This window comes from Limimaricola litoreus (assembly GCF_024159025.1).
GTDB classification, from domain to species: Bacteria; Pseudomonadota; Alphaproteobacteria; order Rhodobacterales; family Rhodobacteraceae; genus Limimaricola; species Limimaricola litoreus.
Genome location: NZ_JAMYXC010000038.1, coordinates 1 through 14504 on the forward strand (window position 1 = coordinate 1; position 14504 = coordinate 14504).

The following is a 14504-nucleotide window of genomic DNA, read 5'->3' on the forward strand; positions in this document are numbered from 1 at the left end:
GCATCCTTGGCCCGGCCCAGCGCCTCGGCGTTCTGACCCGGATAGAAGAACGAGATCAGCGTCTGCCCCTCGCGCAGGAGCCCGAGCTCCGCGTCCATCGGCGGCCGCACCTTGGTGACGATCTCCGCCTCGCGCCAAAGCGTCGCGGCATCCGGCACCACGGTGACCCCGGCGTCCTCATAGGCCGCGTCGGTAAACCCCGCGGCCACACCCGCCCCGGCCTCGATCAGGCAAGCATGCCCCAGTTTTGCCAAGTCCCGCGCCGAGGCCGGGGTCATCGATACCCGCGCCTCGCCAGCGGCCACTTCACGTGGCGCTCCAATCCTCACGATACTGTCCTCCCATGGCCCGACGGCGCCCTCCCAAGCGCCGAGCGAAGCTTTTCCCGACTATCCGCGCTGTTTTATCTACTAGTCAATTATTTTGATGGCGAAGAAAGTGATGCTCCATCTAGTCTACTGATATCGCTATGAAATAAGTTTGTATGAGCGTTTTTTTGATCTGATACTAAAAATAGTTTTGACAAGTCGCTGCCGGATCGCTCAGCCTTGTGGGCAGGAGGAGATCATGACCAGCCACTTGCCCAGCACCGGTGCGCCGCTTGCCGAATCCGGGGATCTCGATGCCCTGATGGCCAGCGCCCGCCAGATCCGCGACGCGGCCTGGGGCCGCACGATCACCTATTCGCGCAAGGCCTTCGTGCCGCTGACCAACATGTGCCGCGACACCTGCGGCTACTGCACCTTCGTCAAGCATCCCTCCTCGCCCGAGGCGCGGATCATGACGCCCGAGCAGGTACTCGCCGAGGCGCTGCGCGGCGAGCGCGAGGGCTGCAAGGAGCTGCTGTTCAGCCTGGGCGAAAAGCCCGAGCTGCGCTACGAGGCGGCGCGCAAGGGGCTGGAACGGCTGGGATATGCACGGCTCACCGACTACCTGCGCGACATGTGCGCGCTGGTGCTGCGCGAGACCAGCCTGCTGCCGCATGTCAACGCAGGCACGCTGACCGATGACGAGATCGACCTGCTCAAGCCGGTCTCGGCCTCGATGGGCATGATGCTCGAGACCGTCAGCCGCCGCCTGACCCGCAAGGGCCAGCCGCATTTCGCCTGCCCCGACAAGACTCCGGTGCAGCGGCTGCGCACGCTGGAGCGCGCGGGCCAGAAGCGCGTGCCCTTCACCACAGGCCTCTTGATCGGCATTGGCGAGACCTGGGAGGAGCGGATCGAGGCGCTGCAGGCGATCAACGCCGCCCATGCGCGCCACGGCCACGTGCAGGAGGTCATCATCCAGAACTTCCAGCGCAAGCCCGACATCGAGATGGCCGAGCATCCCGAGCCCGGGCTCGAGGACATGCTGCGCACCATCGCCGCGGCGCGGATCATCCTCGCGCCCGAGATCAGCCTGCAGGCGCCGCCGAACCTGAGCGCGCGGCACATCGCCTATCTCGACGCGGGCATCAACGACTGGGGCGGCATCTCGCCCGTCACCATCGATTTCATCAACCCGCAGCACGAATGGCCCGAGATCCGCAGCCTCGCGCGGTCCTGCGACGCGGCCGAGTTCGAACTGCGCGAAAGGCTCACCGTCTACCCGCGATACCTCACCGGGGACGAGGGCTTCATCAACGCCTCGGTGCGGGCCCGCGCGCTCGGCATGGCCGGGGGCAAGGGTCTGGCGCGCGAGCAGCGGCACATCGGAGAGACAGCATGACCTACCAGTCGAAGACCCGGCAGTTCGCCTGCGACCCGGCGGCCGTGAACGGCGCCTCGCCCGCCATCCGCGCGATTCTCGAAAAGGCGCTTTCGGGCGGCGAGGTGAGCGCGCAGGAGGGCGTCGCGCTGTTCCGGGCCGACGGGGCGGATATCGATGCCGTCTACCGCACCGCCGACACGCTGCGCCGCCGCGCCAATGGCGACCGGGTGAGCTTCGTGGTCAACCGCAACATCAACTTCACCAACATCTGCTACATGGGCTGCAAGTTCTGCGGCTTTGCCAAGCGGGTCGAGGACAAATCCGCCGAGTGGCTGGAGCCCGAGCAGATCGTCGAGCGGGCGCAGCAGGCCTGGGATCGCGGCGCGACCGAGGTCTGCATCCAGGGCGGGCTGCACCCGAAGATGGAAGGCACCTACTACCGGGAGATCATCCGGGCCATCAAGACGGCGCTCCCCGGCATGCATATCCACGCCTTCTCGCCCTTCGAGATCTGGTACGGCGCGTCCAAGACCAAGATGTCCTACCGCGAGTTCCTGACCGATCTGAAGGAGGCCGGCCTCGATTCGATGCCCGGCACCGCGGCCGAGATCCTCGACACCGAGGTGCGGATGCAGCTCACCACCAACAAACTCTCGGCCGAGCGCTGGGTCGAGATCATCCGCACCGCCCACGAGGTCGGCATCCCGACCACCGCCACCATCATGTACGGCCATGTCGACGCGCCCGAGCACTGGGCCGCGCATATCGCGCTTTTGCGCGACATCCAGAAGGACACGGGCGGCTTCACCGAGCTGGTGCCGCTGTCCTTCGTGCACACCGATTCGCCGCTCTATGCTCAGAACCCCGACAAGGTCCGCCCAGGCCCGACCGCGCGCGAAGTCGACCTGATGCACGCGGTGTCGCGGATCATGCTGCATGGCTGGATCGACAACATCCAGGTGAGCTGGACCAAGCTCGGCGCGGCGCGGGCGCAGCAGATGCTGTCGCGCGGTGTCAACGATCTGGGCGGCACGCTGATGAACGAAAGCATCTCGCGCGCCGCAGGCGCCGACCACGGGCAGGAGATCACCGCGCGCGAGCTGGTGCGGATGATCCGCGCCGCGGGCCGCGTGCCGATGCGCCGCAACACCGTCTACGAGGTGCGCGAGGTGTTCGAGCACCACGACCCCGAGGAGCTGGCGCCGCTGGTGGACCGCAAGGGCCGCGATCCGCTGGCCTTCCTCGAGATGTTCCCCGAGCGCCCCGCCGCGATCGAGGCCGCGCAATGAGCCCGCGCAAGGTCTGCCTGCTCGCCGGTGGCGTCGGCGGCGCCAAGATGGCCGAGGGGCTCGCCGCCCATGACGACGTGGCGCTGTCGGTGATCGGCAACGTCGCCGATGACGAGAGCTTTCACGGGCTGTGGGTCTCGCCCGACATCGACACGCTGACCTACAGCCTCGCCGGGAGGATCGACCGCAGCCAAGGCTGGGGCGTGGCCGATGAGGGGCACCGGGCGCTTGAGACGCTGAACCTTCTGGGTGCGGAGACGTGGATGTCGCTGGGCGACCGCGATTTCGGCCTGCACATCCACCGCACGATGCGGCGCGCGAAGGGCGACCGCCCCTCCGACATCGCCCGCGACGTGGCCCGCGCTTTCGGCGTGACCTCCGACATCCTGCTGCCCACGGACGACGTGGTGCAGACCCGTCTGCGCACGACCGACGGGCGCTGGCTGAGCTTTCAGGAATATTTCGTGCGCGAGCGCTGCGCGCCGGAGATCCGCGACATCGCGTTTTCGGGGCTCGACATGGCCCGCCCGACGCCCGAGGCGTTGGCGGCGATCGCGAGCGCCGAGCTGATCGTCGTCGCGCCCTCGAACCCGCTGGTGAGCATTGCCCCGATCCTCGGCATTCCCGGCATCAACGAGGCGCTGCGCGCCGCCGCCGCGCCCAAGATCGCGGTCAGCCCCTTCATCGACGGAAAGGTGGTCAAGGGCCCGGCCGACCGGATGATGGCGGCGCTGGGGCTGCGCGCCGATGCGCTCGGCGTGGCCCGGCGCTACCGCGGGCTGGCCGACAGGCTGGTGATCGACCATGCCGATGCCGGGCTCAAGGCCGGGATTGCCGCCGAAGGCCCCGCCCCGCATTGCAGCGACATCCTGATGAAAAGCCAAGCCGACAAGGCGCGGCTGGCGCGCGAGATCCTCGACCTCGCCTTCGCGCCCGCGGAGGCCATGGCATGAGCGGCGCGGGCAAGCGGCTCGTCGCGATCCCGATGAAGGATCCGCGCGACGCCAAGACCCGGCTCGGCCTCGCCCTCACGCCGGATCAGCGCGGCAAGCTGGCGTTGAGCCTGTTCCGCGCCACCGTCGCCCGGCTGCGCGAGGCCACCGAAGGGCTCGAGACCCGGGTCGATCTCGCCGTGGTCAGCGCCAGCCCGATCATTTGCGACGTGGCCGAGACGCTCGGGCTGAACGTCATCGACGATGGCGGCGCGCCGTCGCTGTCGCTGGCTCTCGAGGCCGCGGCGGACTGGGCCACGGCACAGGGCTATGACGCGCTTTGCATCCTGCCCGGCGATCTTGCCGATCCCGATCCCATCGATCTGGCATGGCTGCTGGATCATCCGCTCGAAGGCGGCACGGCGGTGATCTGCCCGGCCAAGGATCTCGGCACCAATGCGCTGATGGTGCCGCTGCCCTGCCCCTTCGCCTTCGCCTATGGCGCGAAATCGACGATCCGCCACCGCCGCGCCGCCGAGGATGCGGGGCTCACGCCGGTGATGATGCCGCTGGGCAGCCTGCGGGTCGATATCGACACCGTCGAGGACCTCCATCACCTGCCCTCCGGCCATCTGCGCCGCCCGCGCCAGGAGACCGCGCAATGAGCCTTTCCGTCTCGCTCACCGCCATCCCCGGCATCCCCGACATCGGCAATGGCGACGATCTCGCCGCGATCATCGGCGACCGGCTTGACGCGGCCGGTCTCGGCCTGCGCCATGGCGACATCCTTTGCGTCGCGCAGAAGGTCTTTTCCAAGGCCGAGGGCTGCATCATCCCGCTCGACACGGTGACGCCCTCGGACGAGGCGCGGCGCTATGCCGAGGAGCTGAACAAGGACGCCCGCAAGATCGAGGTGGTGCTGCGCGAGAGCGCCCGCGTGGTCCGTTCCTTCCGCCGCCCCGACCAGAACGAGGGCACGATGATCTGCGAGCACCGGCTCGGCTTCATCTCGGCCAATGCCGCGGTGGACGAGAGCAATTTCGGCGAGGAAAGCGCCGTGATGGTGCTGCCGCCCGACCCGGATGCGAGCTGTGCGGCGCTGCGCGCGGCGCTCCATGCCCGCTTCGGCGCGCAGATCGGCGTGGTCATGACCGACACCTTCGGCCGGCCCTGGCGGCTCGGTCAGGTCAATGTCGCGATCGGCCTGTCGAAGGTGCCTGCTACGATCCGCGAGCAGGGAAACACCGATGCCTGGGGCCGGCCCCTGCAGGTCACCGAACCCGCGCTCGCCGACGAGATCGCCGCCGCCTCGGGGCTGGTGGTGCGCAAGGACGGCAAGACCCCCGCGGTGCTGCTGCGCGGGCTCGACTGGACGCCCGCCGAGAGCCGCGGCGCCGACATCCTACGCAAGAAACAAGAGGACATGTTCAGATGACAATCGCGATCATTGGCGGCACCGGGCCGCAGGGACAGGGCCTCGCCCTGCGCTTCGCGCGGGCCGGCGTCGAGGTGGTGCTGGGCGGCCGCGACGGCCCGCGCGCCGCCGCCATCGCCGAGGAGCTGCAGGCGCAGCTGCCGGAGGGCGCGGCAAGGATCCGTGGCCTCGACAACGAGGGCGCGACCCGGGCGGCCGAGGAGATGGTGATCCTCGCCGTGCCCTTCTCGGCCCACAACGCCACGCTTGAGGCGCTCAAGCCCGCGCTTGCGGGCAAGATCCTCGTCGACATCGTGGTGCCGCTCGCCGAGGACGACCCCAAGAAGGTCTCCATGCCGCCCGAGGGCTCGGCCACCGAGGCCGCGCAGGCGCTCCTTGGCGACGAGATCCCCGTCATCGGCGCGCTGCACAATGTCTCGGCGGTGACGCTCAAGGCGCTCGACCAGTCGATCAACTGCGACATCCTCGTCTGCGGCAACAGCCTGGAGGCCCGCAAGAAGGTGATCGAGCTCGTCCGCAAGCTCGGCGTCGAGGCCTACAACGCGGGTGACGCGCAGTCCGCGCGCTGCATCGAGGCGATCACCCCGATCCTGATCCGGCTGAACATCTCCAAGGCGGTGCCCTTCAGCCATGCGGGCATCCGCATCTGCCCGCCCGATCACTGATTCACACCAAGACCATCAATTCTCTAGGGAGGAGAAACACATGGAATTCGGCATCTGCTTCAAGGGCTTCGTCGAGCCCGAACGCGCCAAGGCTCTCGTCCGCCAGGCCGAGAACGCGGGCTTCGACTACTGCTGGTTCTACGACAGCCACATCCTGTGGCGCGAGAGCTTCGTCGCCATGGCGATGTGCATGGAGCACACCACCCGCATGCGCTTCGGCCCGCTGGTGACCAACCCCAACTCGCGCGAATGGTCGGTCGCGGCCTCGCTGTTCGGCTCGCTGGCCAAGCAGTCGGGCGGCCGCTTCGACATCGGCCTCGGGCGCGGCGACAGCGCGGTGCGCGTCATGGGCAAGAAGCCCTCGACCCTCAAGCGGCTCGAGGAGTTCACCCATGTGGTCAAGGCGCTCATCCGCGGCGAGGAGGTGCAGTACGGCGAATGCCCCGAGCCGGTGAAGTTCCCCTGGGCCGACGGCTACGAGCTGCCCGTCTGGATCGGCGCCTATGGCCCGAAGGCGCTGGCCTCCGCGGGCCGCGTCGGTGACGGCGTGGTGCTGCAGATCGCGGAGCCCAAGATCGTCAAGTGGCTGGCCGATCAGGCCAAGACCGCGGGCACCGAGGCCGGGCTCGACATGTCGAACTACAAGGTGATGGCCGCCGCCCCCGCCCATACCGGGCCGATCGACGAGGCGCTGGAGAAGGTGAAGTGGTTCCCCGCCATGGTCGGCAACCACGTCGCCGACATCGTCGAGAAATACGGCACCGACAGCGACCAGGTGCCCTCCTCGCTCACCTCCTACATCGAGAACCGCAAGGGCTACGACTACTCCAAGCACGGCCAGAGCGATAATCCCTATCTCGACTTCATCACCGAGGACATCGTCAAGAGCTTCTGCGTGCTGGGCACCCCCGAGGAGCACATCACCAAGATCCGCGAGCTCGAGGACGCGGGCACCACGCAGTTCAACATCTATCTCGACAGCGGCGACGAGGAGAAGATCATCGCCGATTACGGCGACACGGTGATCCCGGCCTTCCGCAAGGCCGAGAGCAACGTCACCAAGCTGAAGGCCGTGTCCTAAGGGCTCCCCCGCGCGAAGACGCCCACCGGCGGGCAGCCCACCCTGCCCGCCGGAATGGTCCGCCTCCGCTGGTCTCGCCTTTGCAGTTGTGCAATAGGGCGGTGGGATCGACCTATACGAGGGGCTGGACGGCTCATGGCACGCATGGCAGGCTCGAAGCCTCGGACGAGGATCCAGCGCAAGAACACCGAGCAGATCCTCGGCGCGGCGCTCGAGGTCTTTGCTCAGCACGGCTCATCCGGCGCCTCGATCAACCTGATCGCCAAGACCGCCGGGCTCACCACGCCGAACCTTCTTTATTACTTCGAGAGCAAGGACGCGATCCGACAGGAGCTACTGGCGCGCACGCTGCAGCTGTGGATGGCGCCCCTGAACATGCTCAGCCCGCATGGCGACCCGGTTGAGGAGGTCTGCCAGTACATCCGCCGCAAGCTCGACATCTCGAAGAATTTCTCCAAGGAAAGCAAGTTCTTCGCGAACGAGATCCTGAGCGGGCTGCCGCAGTCCAAGAACGAGATCTTCGGCCCGCTGAAAGAGCTTTACAGCGCCAAGATCGCGGTGCTCGAGGACTGGATTCGCGCGGGCCGCATCGCATCCGTCGATCCGCATCACCTGCTCTACTCGATCTGGGCGACGACCCAGCACTATGCCGATTTCGACGTGCAGATCGAGGAAATCGCGCCCGAAAAGGCGAAAGACCGCTTCGCCGACGCCGAAGCCTTCCTGATCGAGATGTATCGGAAACTTCTTCTCCCTTGAACAACCAGCTGGCGGTATCGTCACACGCGATGGCGCAGAACTTCGTTCGTCGAACTGCATCCGATATCGGCTGACCTGATGCGGTGGACGGGCCCTGCATCACCGTAGTGTTGCCCCAATAATACCCCGGTCATTGTGGCTGCCAATGAACTCTACTGGACGGAGATGGACCATGACGTCGATAAAACAAAGGGCCCAAGAAGGCCGCATATCCTGAATGGACTACACCGGAGAGGAGAATGGTGCCCGGGGGCGGAATCGAACCACCGACACGAGGATTTTCAATCCACTGCTCTACCCCTGAGCTACCCGGGCACGGGGATGAAGGCGAAGCCCTCATCGGGTGTGGGCGTTCTAGGCGAGGCGCAGGGGGGTGTCCAGAGGCATTCGTTCGAAAATCCGTCCGGTTCAGTGCTTTCGCGACGGCAACTTATTGGTGGCCCGCTCGGCCTCTTCGATGGCACGTTCGGCATCCTCGGGGTCCTGCGAGGGAACGGCGTAGCCGCCGCCCAGCCAACGACCGAGGTCTATGTCCGCGCAGCGCTTCGAGCAGAAGGGGCGGTAGGCCTGCACCGTCTCCTTGTTGCAGATCGGGCAGGCCATCACAGCCGCTCCAGAAGCCGCACGAGGCCGGGGCGCTCGCGCTTGCGCTGCAGCTCGAACAGCCCCATCGGGCTCCATCCGACCAGCGAGGTCTCGACCGGATCGTTGCGGAACGAGGCCCGCAAGGATTGCTCGAGCTGCTTGCGATGCGCCTTCGACATCGGCGCGAAATCGACCACGACCTGGCCGCCCAAACCCCGCAGGCGCAGCGCGCGCGGCAGCGCGCGGGCGGCGGCGAGATTGGCCTTGAGCGCCGCGGCGGGGCTGGTGTCGCCGCCGGTGTTGACGTCGACCGCGACCAGCGCACGGGTCGGCTCGACGAAGATCGACCCCTCGCCCGTCGCCACGCGCGGGCTTTTCAACGCCTCGATCCGGTCGAGCACGCCCTCGCGCTCGAAACCGCCCGGCTCGGTCGTCACGTCATCCGCCACCCAGTCGCGCCAGGCGAGCAGATGCGGCCCGTCGCCTTCGGTCAACGCTTCGGGCTCGGTGCCTTCAGCATCCTCGGTCACGGCCTGGGCGAGGCCGCGCATGGAGGCGATGTCTTCGGCGATGTCGTCCTCGGCCGCGCCTTCGCAGACCGAGCGCAGGATCAGCCCGAAGCCCTCAGGCACGCCCTCCATGCCCTCCTCGGCGAGGATGCGCAGGCGTGCGCGCTCTTCCTCATCGGCGATGCGGCGCGAGATGTTGAGCCCCGGCGCGCCGGGGGTGACGATGGCAAAGCGGCTCTTGAACAGCACCCGGTCGGTCAGCGGCACGGCCTTGCCGTCCTCGGCAATGCCGGTGACCTGCACCAGGAGCGGCTGACCGGGGCGCAGCCCCTTGCCCTGGCGCAAAAAACCGGTGCCGCCTTCGGGCAGACGCACCATCATGCCGCCCTGCCCCTTCAAGGGCCGGTCGCAGATCGCGCGGTAAATCGCGCCGGGGCGCGGCGCGTCGCCCTCCTCGATCAGCAGATCGTCGAGCTGCCCGTCGACCAGAAGGGCCGCCGCCTCGCGGTCGCCGATATGGTCGAGGACGATGCGGCGTCCCTTCATGCGAAATCTCCGTACAAGGGGTATCCGGCCGCCGTCAGCAGCCCTGCCGTCTCGGTCAGCGGCAGGCCGACGACTCCGGTGAAGGAGCCGTTGATCCAAGGGATGAAGGCGCCCGCAGGCCCCTGAATGGCATAGCCGCCGGCCTTGCCCTGCCAATCGCCGGTGGCGAGGTAGGCGTTGACCTCGGGGTTCGACAGCCGCTTCATCCTGACCGCCGTCTCGACCTCTCGGGCCCAGATCCGGTCGCCGCGGCGCACGGCGACGGCGGTGATGACCGTGTGACGCCGGCCTGACAGCAGGTGAAGGAACCGCGCCGCCTCGGCGGCATCCACGGGCTTGCCCATGATGCGGCGGCCGAGCGCCACGGTGGTGTCGGCGCACAGGAGCACCTCGCCCTCGTCCAATGCAACGGCGCGCGATTTCTGCTCCGCGATGCGCCGCGCATAGGCGCGCGGCAGCTCACCGCGATGCGGGGTTTCGTCGATATCGGGGGGGCGGACATCATCCGGCTTGAGGCCGATCTGTGCCAGCAGGTCGCGGCGGCGCGGCGAGGCCGAGCCGAGGATCAGCCTCAGCCCGCTCTCGGGCGGCAGCGCGCTCATCGCGCGGTCAGCGGAAGCGATAGTTGATCCGACCCTTGGTCAGATCATAGGGGGTCATCTCGACCTGCACCTTGTCGCCGGCGAGGACGCGAATCCGGTTCTTGCGAAGTTTGCCCGCCGTGTGCGCGATGATCTCATGGCCGTTTTCCAGCTCGACCCTGAACGTCGCGTTCGGCAGGAGTTCCTTCACGACACCGGGAAATTCGAGCAGTTCTTCCTTGGCCATGGTCTCTCCGTACAGTGGTACCCGCGAAACACGCGGGCCATGGCCGACAGATGCGCCCCCGCGACTGAAATTTCAAGTGCAAAGAGGCCGCAATCCGGCAAAGCCGCGCGACTTGTAAAAGAGCGTCGCTGTTCGGCCCGGGAGAGGCAATCAAAAATTCGTGGCTCCGACGGGGAACGCGGCGCGAGGTGCGCCGTTGTACCGCCGAAGAGACCTATAAACGGGAGACGATCCATGACCACGAGCATGAAGAAACTGCTTCTGTCGACGGCGCTGACCTTGCCGATGGCCGCCGGCGCGCAGGCTCAGACCGCCGATGCGACCTGCTCCGACCTCGAACTGCTGCTGACAGACCGCATGGCCGAGGGTGTGCCCGCCGATGCGCCGATGACCGGCGAAGAGATTGCCGCGCTGATCGAAGCGCAGGACGATGCTCAGTGCGCCGTCGCCTATGTCGAGCTGGAGCGCGTCGTCGCTGTCGAGGGCGAAGCCGCCACGGCCGAAGCCGAGGCCCAGCTGGCCGAGACCGAAACCGCCACGGTGCGCCTCGAAGACGAAGTCGTGATCGAAGGCATGGTCTATCTCGAGCAGGAGCAGCCCTCCGTCTCCGTCGAATCCGGCCAGACCGACGTGATGGTGGCGAACTCCACGCCCGACGTGACCGTGACCGAAGGCCAGCCCGAGATCCTGATCCGTCAGGCCCCGGCGACCATCACCATGGATATGCCGCAGCCGACGATCCGCATCGAGCAGCCGGCGCCCGAGATCATCATCACCATGCCTGATCCGACCGTCGACGTGGCCAATACGCAGCCGCAGGTCGAGATCCGTCAGGCCGATCCGGTCGTCACCGTGACCCAGGCCCGTCCGACCGTCGACCTCGAGCTGGGCCGTGCGCCCGAAGGTTCTGAAGGCGGCATTCAGGTCACCGATCGCGCCACCGGCGAGACCTTCGCCACCGGTGCAGCCGGTGAAGCCCGTGCCGTCGAGAACGCTGAGGTTCAGCTCACCACCGTCGAGCCGACCGTGACCTATGAAGAAAGCCGCGACGGCCAGAACGCCAACGTCTCCGTCCAGCGGGCCGAGCCGAACATCCGCTTCGAGAGCGCCGAGCCGGTGATCGAGTTCACCCAGGGCGGTGAGCCGGTGATCGAGATGGTTCAGACCGGTGAGCCGGTTGTGACCATCAACGAAGCGGCGATGGAAGAGCAGGACGAGGCCGCGCTCGAGGCCGAGCCCGCCGCCGCGCTCGACACGGCGCAGGTGGAAGAGGAGCCGAACCTCGAAGCCGAGATCGAGGGTGAAGTGGCCGAGGGCGCGCTCGCCGTCGAGAACGCTGCCGAAGCCGTCGAGGGCGAGATGGAGCAGGCCGAGACCGCCATTGAAACCGAAGCTGCCGAGGCTGAAGCCGTCGTCGAGGGCGAAGTCGCCGAAGCCGAAACCGAGATGGAAACCGTCGAGGCCGAAACTGCCGAGATGACCGAAACGGCCACCATCGAAAGCAACGGCCCCATGATCGAGCGTGAAGGCTTCGCCATGGTCGCGGCCAACGAGATCGCCGTCACCGACCTCGAAGGTTCGATCGTTTATGGCATCAACGATGAGCGCATCGGCGACATCGGCGACATCATGATCGACGATCAGGGCAGCATCCAGCAGGTCATCGTCGAAGTCGGCGGTTTCCTCGGCATCGGCGAAAAGCCGGTCGCGATCCCCTTCGACCAGATGAGCGTCCTGCGCTCGGAAGCCGGTGAAGTCCGCGTCTTCATCGAAGCCACCGAGGAGCAGCTCGAATCCATGCAGGAAGTCGAGCAGTAAGACCTACGCTCTTTTACAGAAAGGCCGCCCCTCGGGGCGGCCTTTTTCCTTGCCTGCCACCGGAATCGCTTCGCTGGTCTAACGGCGCGGCGGCCCCCACCGGTCGATCAGCCGCTCGACGATCATGTCGCGCGTCTGCCGGTAGCTCCTGAGCCGCTCCTCGCGCCCCTCTCCGAGGCCCGTCGGGTCGAGCACGGGCCAGTATTCGACATCGAGGTGATAGCAGCCCGTCAGATCCAGCGCCCGCCTCTGGCTGGCCGGGGACAGCGCCAGCACGAGATCGAAGGAGGAGAGGTCGTCGCCCCAATCGTGCATCTCGTCGAAGCTGCGCGAGCGATGGCGGTGCAGCTCCACGCCGATCTCGGCGCAGACCGCGATGGCGAAGCCGTCGATCTCGAGATCGTTCTTCACGCCGACCGACTGGATGTAGCAATCGGTACCGTAGAACTTCTTCATGATCCCCTCGGCCATGGGCGAGCGGACGGCATTGTGGTCGCAGCAGAACAGCACCGATTGCGGAAGTGGCTGCGCTGTTGCGGCCAATTCCACCTCAGGCCCCGAAATGCAGCACGCAGATGAGGGTGAAGAGCCGCCGCGCCGTATCGGTATCGACCTCGGCCTTGCCCTCGAGCCGCTCCTGCAGCACCCGCGCGCCTTCGTTGTGGATGCCGCGGCGCGCCATGTCGATCGTCTCGATCTGGCTCGGCGGCAGCGTCTTCACCGCATCGTAATAGCTCTCGCAGATCTGGAAGTAGTCCTTCACCACCTGCCGGAACGGTCCGAGCGACAGGTGGAACTCCGCCGCGCGTTCCCCTTGCGCGGTCGCCACGTCGAACACCAGCCGCTTTTCACGGATCGCGAGACCGAGGTGATAGGGCCCTGCGTCGCGCCCCGGCAGGCAGAAGCTGTTCTCCTCGAGCAGGTCGAACACCGCAACGCGGCGTTCCTGCTCGATCTCGGGCGTCGGCGCGGGCTGGCCCGCGTCATCGAGACGGATCTCGGCGATGCGGGTCATGCGCCCCCCCGGTTCAGCTTGTCGAGCCGCGCGGTGAGCGACAGCCCGTGCGCTTCGAGGCTTTCGGCCCGCGCGAGCCGCGCGCCGGCGGGGCCGATCGCGGCCAGTGCCGCGGGCGTCATCTTCGACAAGGTGGTGCGCTTCAGAAAATCCATCACCGACAGCCCAGAGGAAAACCGCGCCGAGCGTGCCGTGGGCAGGACGTGGTTGGGTCCGGAAATGTAGTCACCGATCGCCTCCGGCGTCCAGTGCCCGAGGAAGATCGCGCCCGCATGGGTGATCTTGGCGGCCAGTGCCTCGGGATCGGCGACGCACAGCTCCAGATGCTCGGCGGCGACCCGATCCGCGAGCTTTGCTGCCTCGTCGAGATCGCGCACCGTCACGATGGCGCCGAAATCGCGCCAGCTCGCCCCGGCGATGGCGCGCCGCTCCAGAGTCTCCAGCCGCGCATCCACGGCGGCGGCGACGCGCTCGCCGAAGCCGGCGTCGTCGGTGATCAGGATCGACTGCGCGCTCTCGTCGTGCTCGGCCTGGCTCAGAAGGTCGAGCGCGATCCAGTCTGGATCGTTGTCGGCATCGGCGATGACGAGGATCTCCGAGGGCCCGGCGATCATGTCGATGCCGACGCGGCCGAAGACCCGCCGCTTGGCGGCGGCGACGAAGGCGTTGCCCGGGCCGGTGATCTTGTCGACCGGGGCCACTGTTTCGGTGCCGTAGGCCAGCGCCGCGATCGCCTGCGCCCCGCCCAGCCGGTAGATCTCGTCCACGCCCGCGATGCGGCAGGCCATCAGCACCAGCGGGTTGGCGATGCCGTCCGGCGTCGGCACGGTGACGGCCAGCCGCTGGACCCCTGCGACCTTGGCGGGCACCGCGTTCATCAGCACCGAGGAGGGATAGGAGGCGAGCCCGCCGGGCACATAGAGCCCCGCCGCCGAAACGGGGGTCCAGCGCCAGCCCAGCATGGCACCGGTCTCGTCGGTCCAGCTTTCGTCGCCGGGCAACTGGCGCGCGTGGTAGGCGCGAATGCGTTCGGCGGCCAACTCCAGCGCCGCGCGGTCCTCGGCCGAGACCTTGGCGCATTCCGCCTCAATCTCCTCGGGCGAAAACCGCAGCCGCTCCGCCGGCAGCGTCAGCCGGTCGAAGCGCGAGGTGTAGTCGATCAGCGCCAGATCGCCGCGCGCGCGCACATCGGCGATGATCGCGGCCACGGCGTCGTCCACATCGGGGCTGTCCTCGCGCTTCATGGTCAAGAGCGCGGCAAAGCGGGCTTCGAAATCGGAATCGGTGCTGGACAGGCGGTGCGGCATGGCGGTCTCCTTCGGGGATCGGGCATAGACCTGCCTGCCCCCC

General features: G+C 67.3%; 16 protein-coding genes, 1 tRNA gene and 1 pseudogene. 9 read left to right on the top strand and 9 right to left on the bottom strand.

The genetic code is table 11. The features are described from left to right. Positions 1 to 329, bottom strand: a pseudogene (locus NHG85_RS03085) (Re/Si-specific NAD(P)(+) transhydrogenase subunit alpha); the annotation flags it as partial. 238 nt (positions 330 to 567) lie between these two features. Here NHG85_RS03085 and cofG point away from each other — a divergent pair. The 8 genes from cofG to NHG85_RS03125 all read left to right on the top strand — a co-directional run bounded on the left by cofG (position 568) and on the right by NHG85_RS03125 (position 7853). Then, positions 568 to 1710, top strand: coding sequence for a 7,8-didemethyl-8-hydroxy-5-deazariboflavin synthase CofG (cofG, locus tag NHG85_RS03090; protein WP_253329724.1), 1143 nt, complete (start codon positions 568 to 570; stop codon positions 1708 to 1710). Then, positions 1707 to 2981, top strand: coding sequence for a 5-amino-6-(D-ribitylamino)uracil--L-tyrosine 4-hydroxyphenyl transferase CofH (gene cofH / locus NHG85_RS03095; protein WP_253329726.1), 1275 nt, complete (start codon positions 1707 to 1709; stop codon positions 2979 to 2981). Before cofG ends, cofH begins: the two co-directional genes overlap by 4 nt. Continuing rightward, positions 2978 to 3934, top strand: a complete 957-nt coding sequence (gene cofD, locus NHG85_RS03100; protein WP_253329728.1) for a 2-phospho-L-lactate transferase — start codon at positions 2978 to 2980, stop codon at positions 3932 to 3934. The genes cofH and cofD overlap by 4 nt, the downstream gene beginning before the upstream one ends. Then, positions 3931 to 4578 (top strand): 2-phospho-L-lactate guanylyltransferase, encoded by a 648-nt coding sequence (cofC, locus tag NHG85_RS03105; protein ID WP_253329730.1) that lies wholly within the window; start codon positions 3931 to 3933, stop codon positions 4576 to 4578. The genes cofD and cofC overlap by 4 nt, the downstream gene beginning before the upstream one ends. Continuing rightward, positions 4575 to 5348, top strand: coding sequence for a coenzyme F420-0:L-glutamate ligase (gene cofE / locus NHG85_RS03110; RefSeq protein ID WP_253329732.1), 774 nt, complete (start codon positions 4575 to 4577; stop codon positions 5346 to 5348). The genes cofC and cofE overlap by 4 nt, the downstream gene beginning before the upstream one ends. Then, positions 5345 to 6013, top strand: a complete 669-nt coding sequence (npdG, locus tag NHG85_RS03115; protein ID WP_253329734.1) for an NADPH-dependent F420 reductase — start codon at positions 5345 to 5347, stop codon at positions 6011 to 6013. The genes cofE and npdG overlap by 4 nt, the downstream gene beginning before the upstream one ends. A gap of 40 nt (positions 6014 to 6053) precedes the next feature. Beyond that, positions 6054 to 7094 carry a TIGR03842 family LLM class F420-dependent oxidoreductase gene (locus NHG85_RS03120; protein ID WP_253329736.1) on the top strand — a complete coding sequence of 347 codons (1041 nt, stop codon included), beginning with the start codon at positions 6054 to 6056 and terminating at the stop codon, positions 7092 to 7094. A 135-nt stretch (positions 7095 to 7229) separates the two neighbouring features. Then, complete coding sequence (locus tag NHG85_RS03125; RefSeq protein WP_253329738.1) at positions 7230 to 7853, top strand: TetR family transcriptional regulator C-terminal domain-containing protein; 624 nt, start codon at positions 7230 to 7232, stop codon at positions 7851 to 7853. Positions 7854 to 8093: 240 nt separating this feature from the next. On the opposite strand, the gene NHG85_RS03130 is transcribed toward NHG85_RS03125, so the two are convergent. From NHG85_RS03130 to infA, 5 genes are all read right to left on the bottom strand, one after another. After that, positions 8094 to 8168, bottom strand: a tRNA-Phe gene (locus tag NHG85_RS03130). A 93-nt stretch (positions 8169 to 8261) separates the two neighbouring features. Continuing rightward, a complete protein-coding gene (locus NHG85_RS03135) occupies positions 8262 to 8456 on the bottom strand; it encodes a DNA gyrase inhibitor YacG (RefSeq protein WP_253329740.1) in 195 nt (64 codons plus the stop codon). Next, a complete protein-coding gene (locus tag NHG85_RS03140) occupies positions 8456 to 9493 on the bottom strand; it encodes a ribonuclease E/G (RefSeq protein WP_253329742.1) in 1038 nt (345 codons plus the stop codon). The genes NHG85_RS03135 and NHG85_RS03140 overlap by 1 nt, the downstream gene beginning before the upstream one ends. Next, on the bottom strand, positions 9490 to 10095 hold the full coding sequence (locus NHG85_RS03145) for a Maf family protein (protein ID WP_253329743.1): 606 nt from the start codon (positions 10093 to 10095) through the stop codon (positions 9490 to 9492). Before NHG85_RS03145 ends, NHG85_RS03140 begins: the two co-directional genes overlap by 4 nt. A 7-nt stretch (positions 10096 to 10102) precedes the next feature. After that, complete coding sequence (gene infA / locus NHG85_RS03150; protein ID WP_013384801.1) at positions 10103 to 10321, bottom strand: translation initiation factor IF-1; 219 nt, start codon at positions 10319 to 10321, stop codon at positions 10103 to 10105. Between the two features lie 234 nt (positions 10322 to 10555). On the opposite strand from infA, the gene NHG85_RS03155 reads away from it, so the two are divergent. Next, positions 10556 to 12139, top strand: a complete 1584-nt coding sequence (locus NHG85_RS03155) for a PRC-barrel domain-containing protein (protein WP_253329745.1) — start codon at positions 10556 to 10558, stop codon at positions 12137 to 12139. A gap of 78 nt (positions 12140 to 12217) precedes the next feature. Here the strand turns inward: NHG85_RS03155 and NHG85_RS03160 are convergent, their stop codons facing one another. Genes NHG85_RS03160 through hisD form a run of 3 tightly spaced genes read right to left on the bottom strand, consistent with a single transcriptional unit; the run spans position 12218 to position 14461 of the window. Next, complete coding sequence (locus NHG85_RS03160) at positions 12218 to 12688, bottom strand: arsenate-mycothiol transferase ArsC (RefSeq protein WP_253329746.1); 471 nt, start codon at positions 12686 to 12688, stop codon at positions 12218 to 12220. Between the two features lies 1 nt (position 12689). Next, positions 12690 to 13154 (bottom strand): UPF0262 family protein, encoded by a 465-nt coding sequence (locus NHG85_RS03165; RefSeq protein WP_253329747.1) that lies wholly within the window; start codon positions 13152 to 13154, stop codon positions 12690 to 12692. Then, positions 13151 to 14461: a histidinol dehydrogenase gene (gene hisD / locus NHG85_RS03170; RefSeq protein ID WP_253329748.1), complete on the bottom strand. Its 1311-nt coding sequence runs from the start codon at positions 14459 to 14461 to the stop codon at positions 13151 to 13153. The genes NHG85_RS03165 and hisD overlap by 4 nt, the downstream gene beginning before the upstream one ends. Positions 14462 to 14504 lie beyond the last annotated feature (43 nt).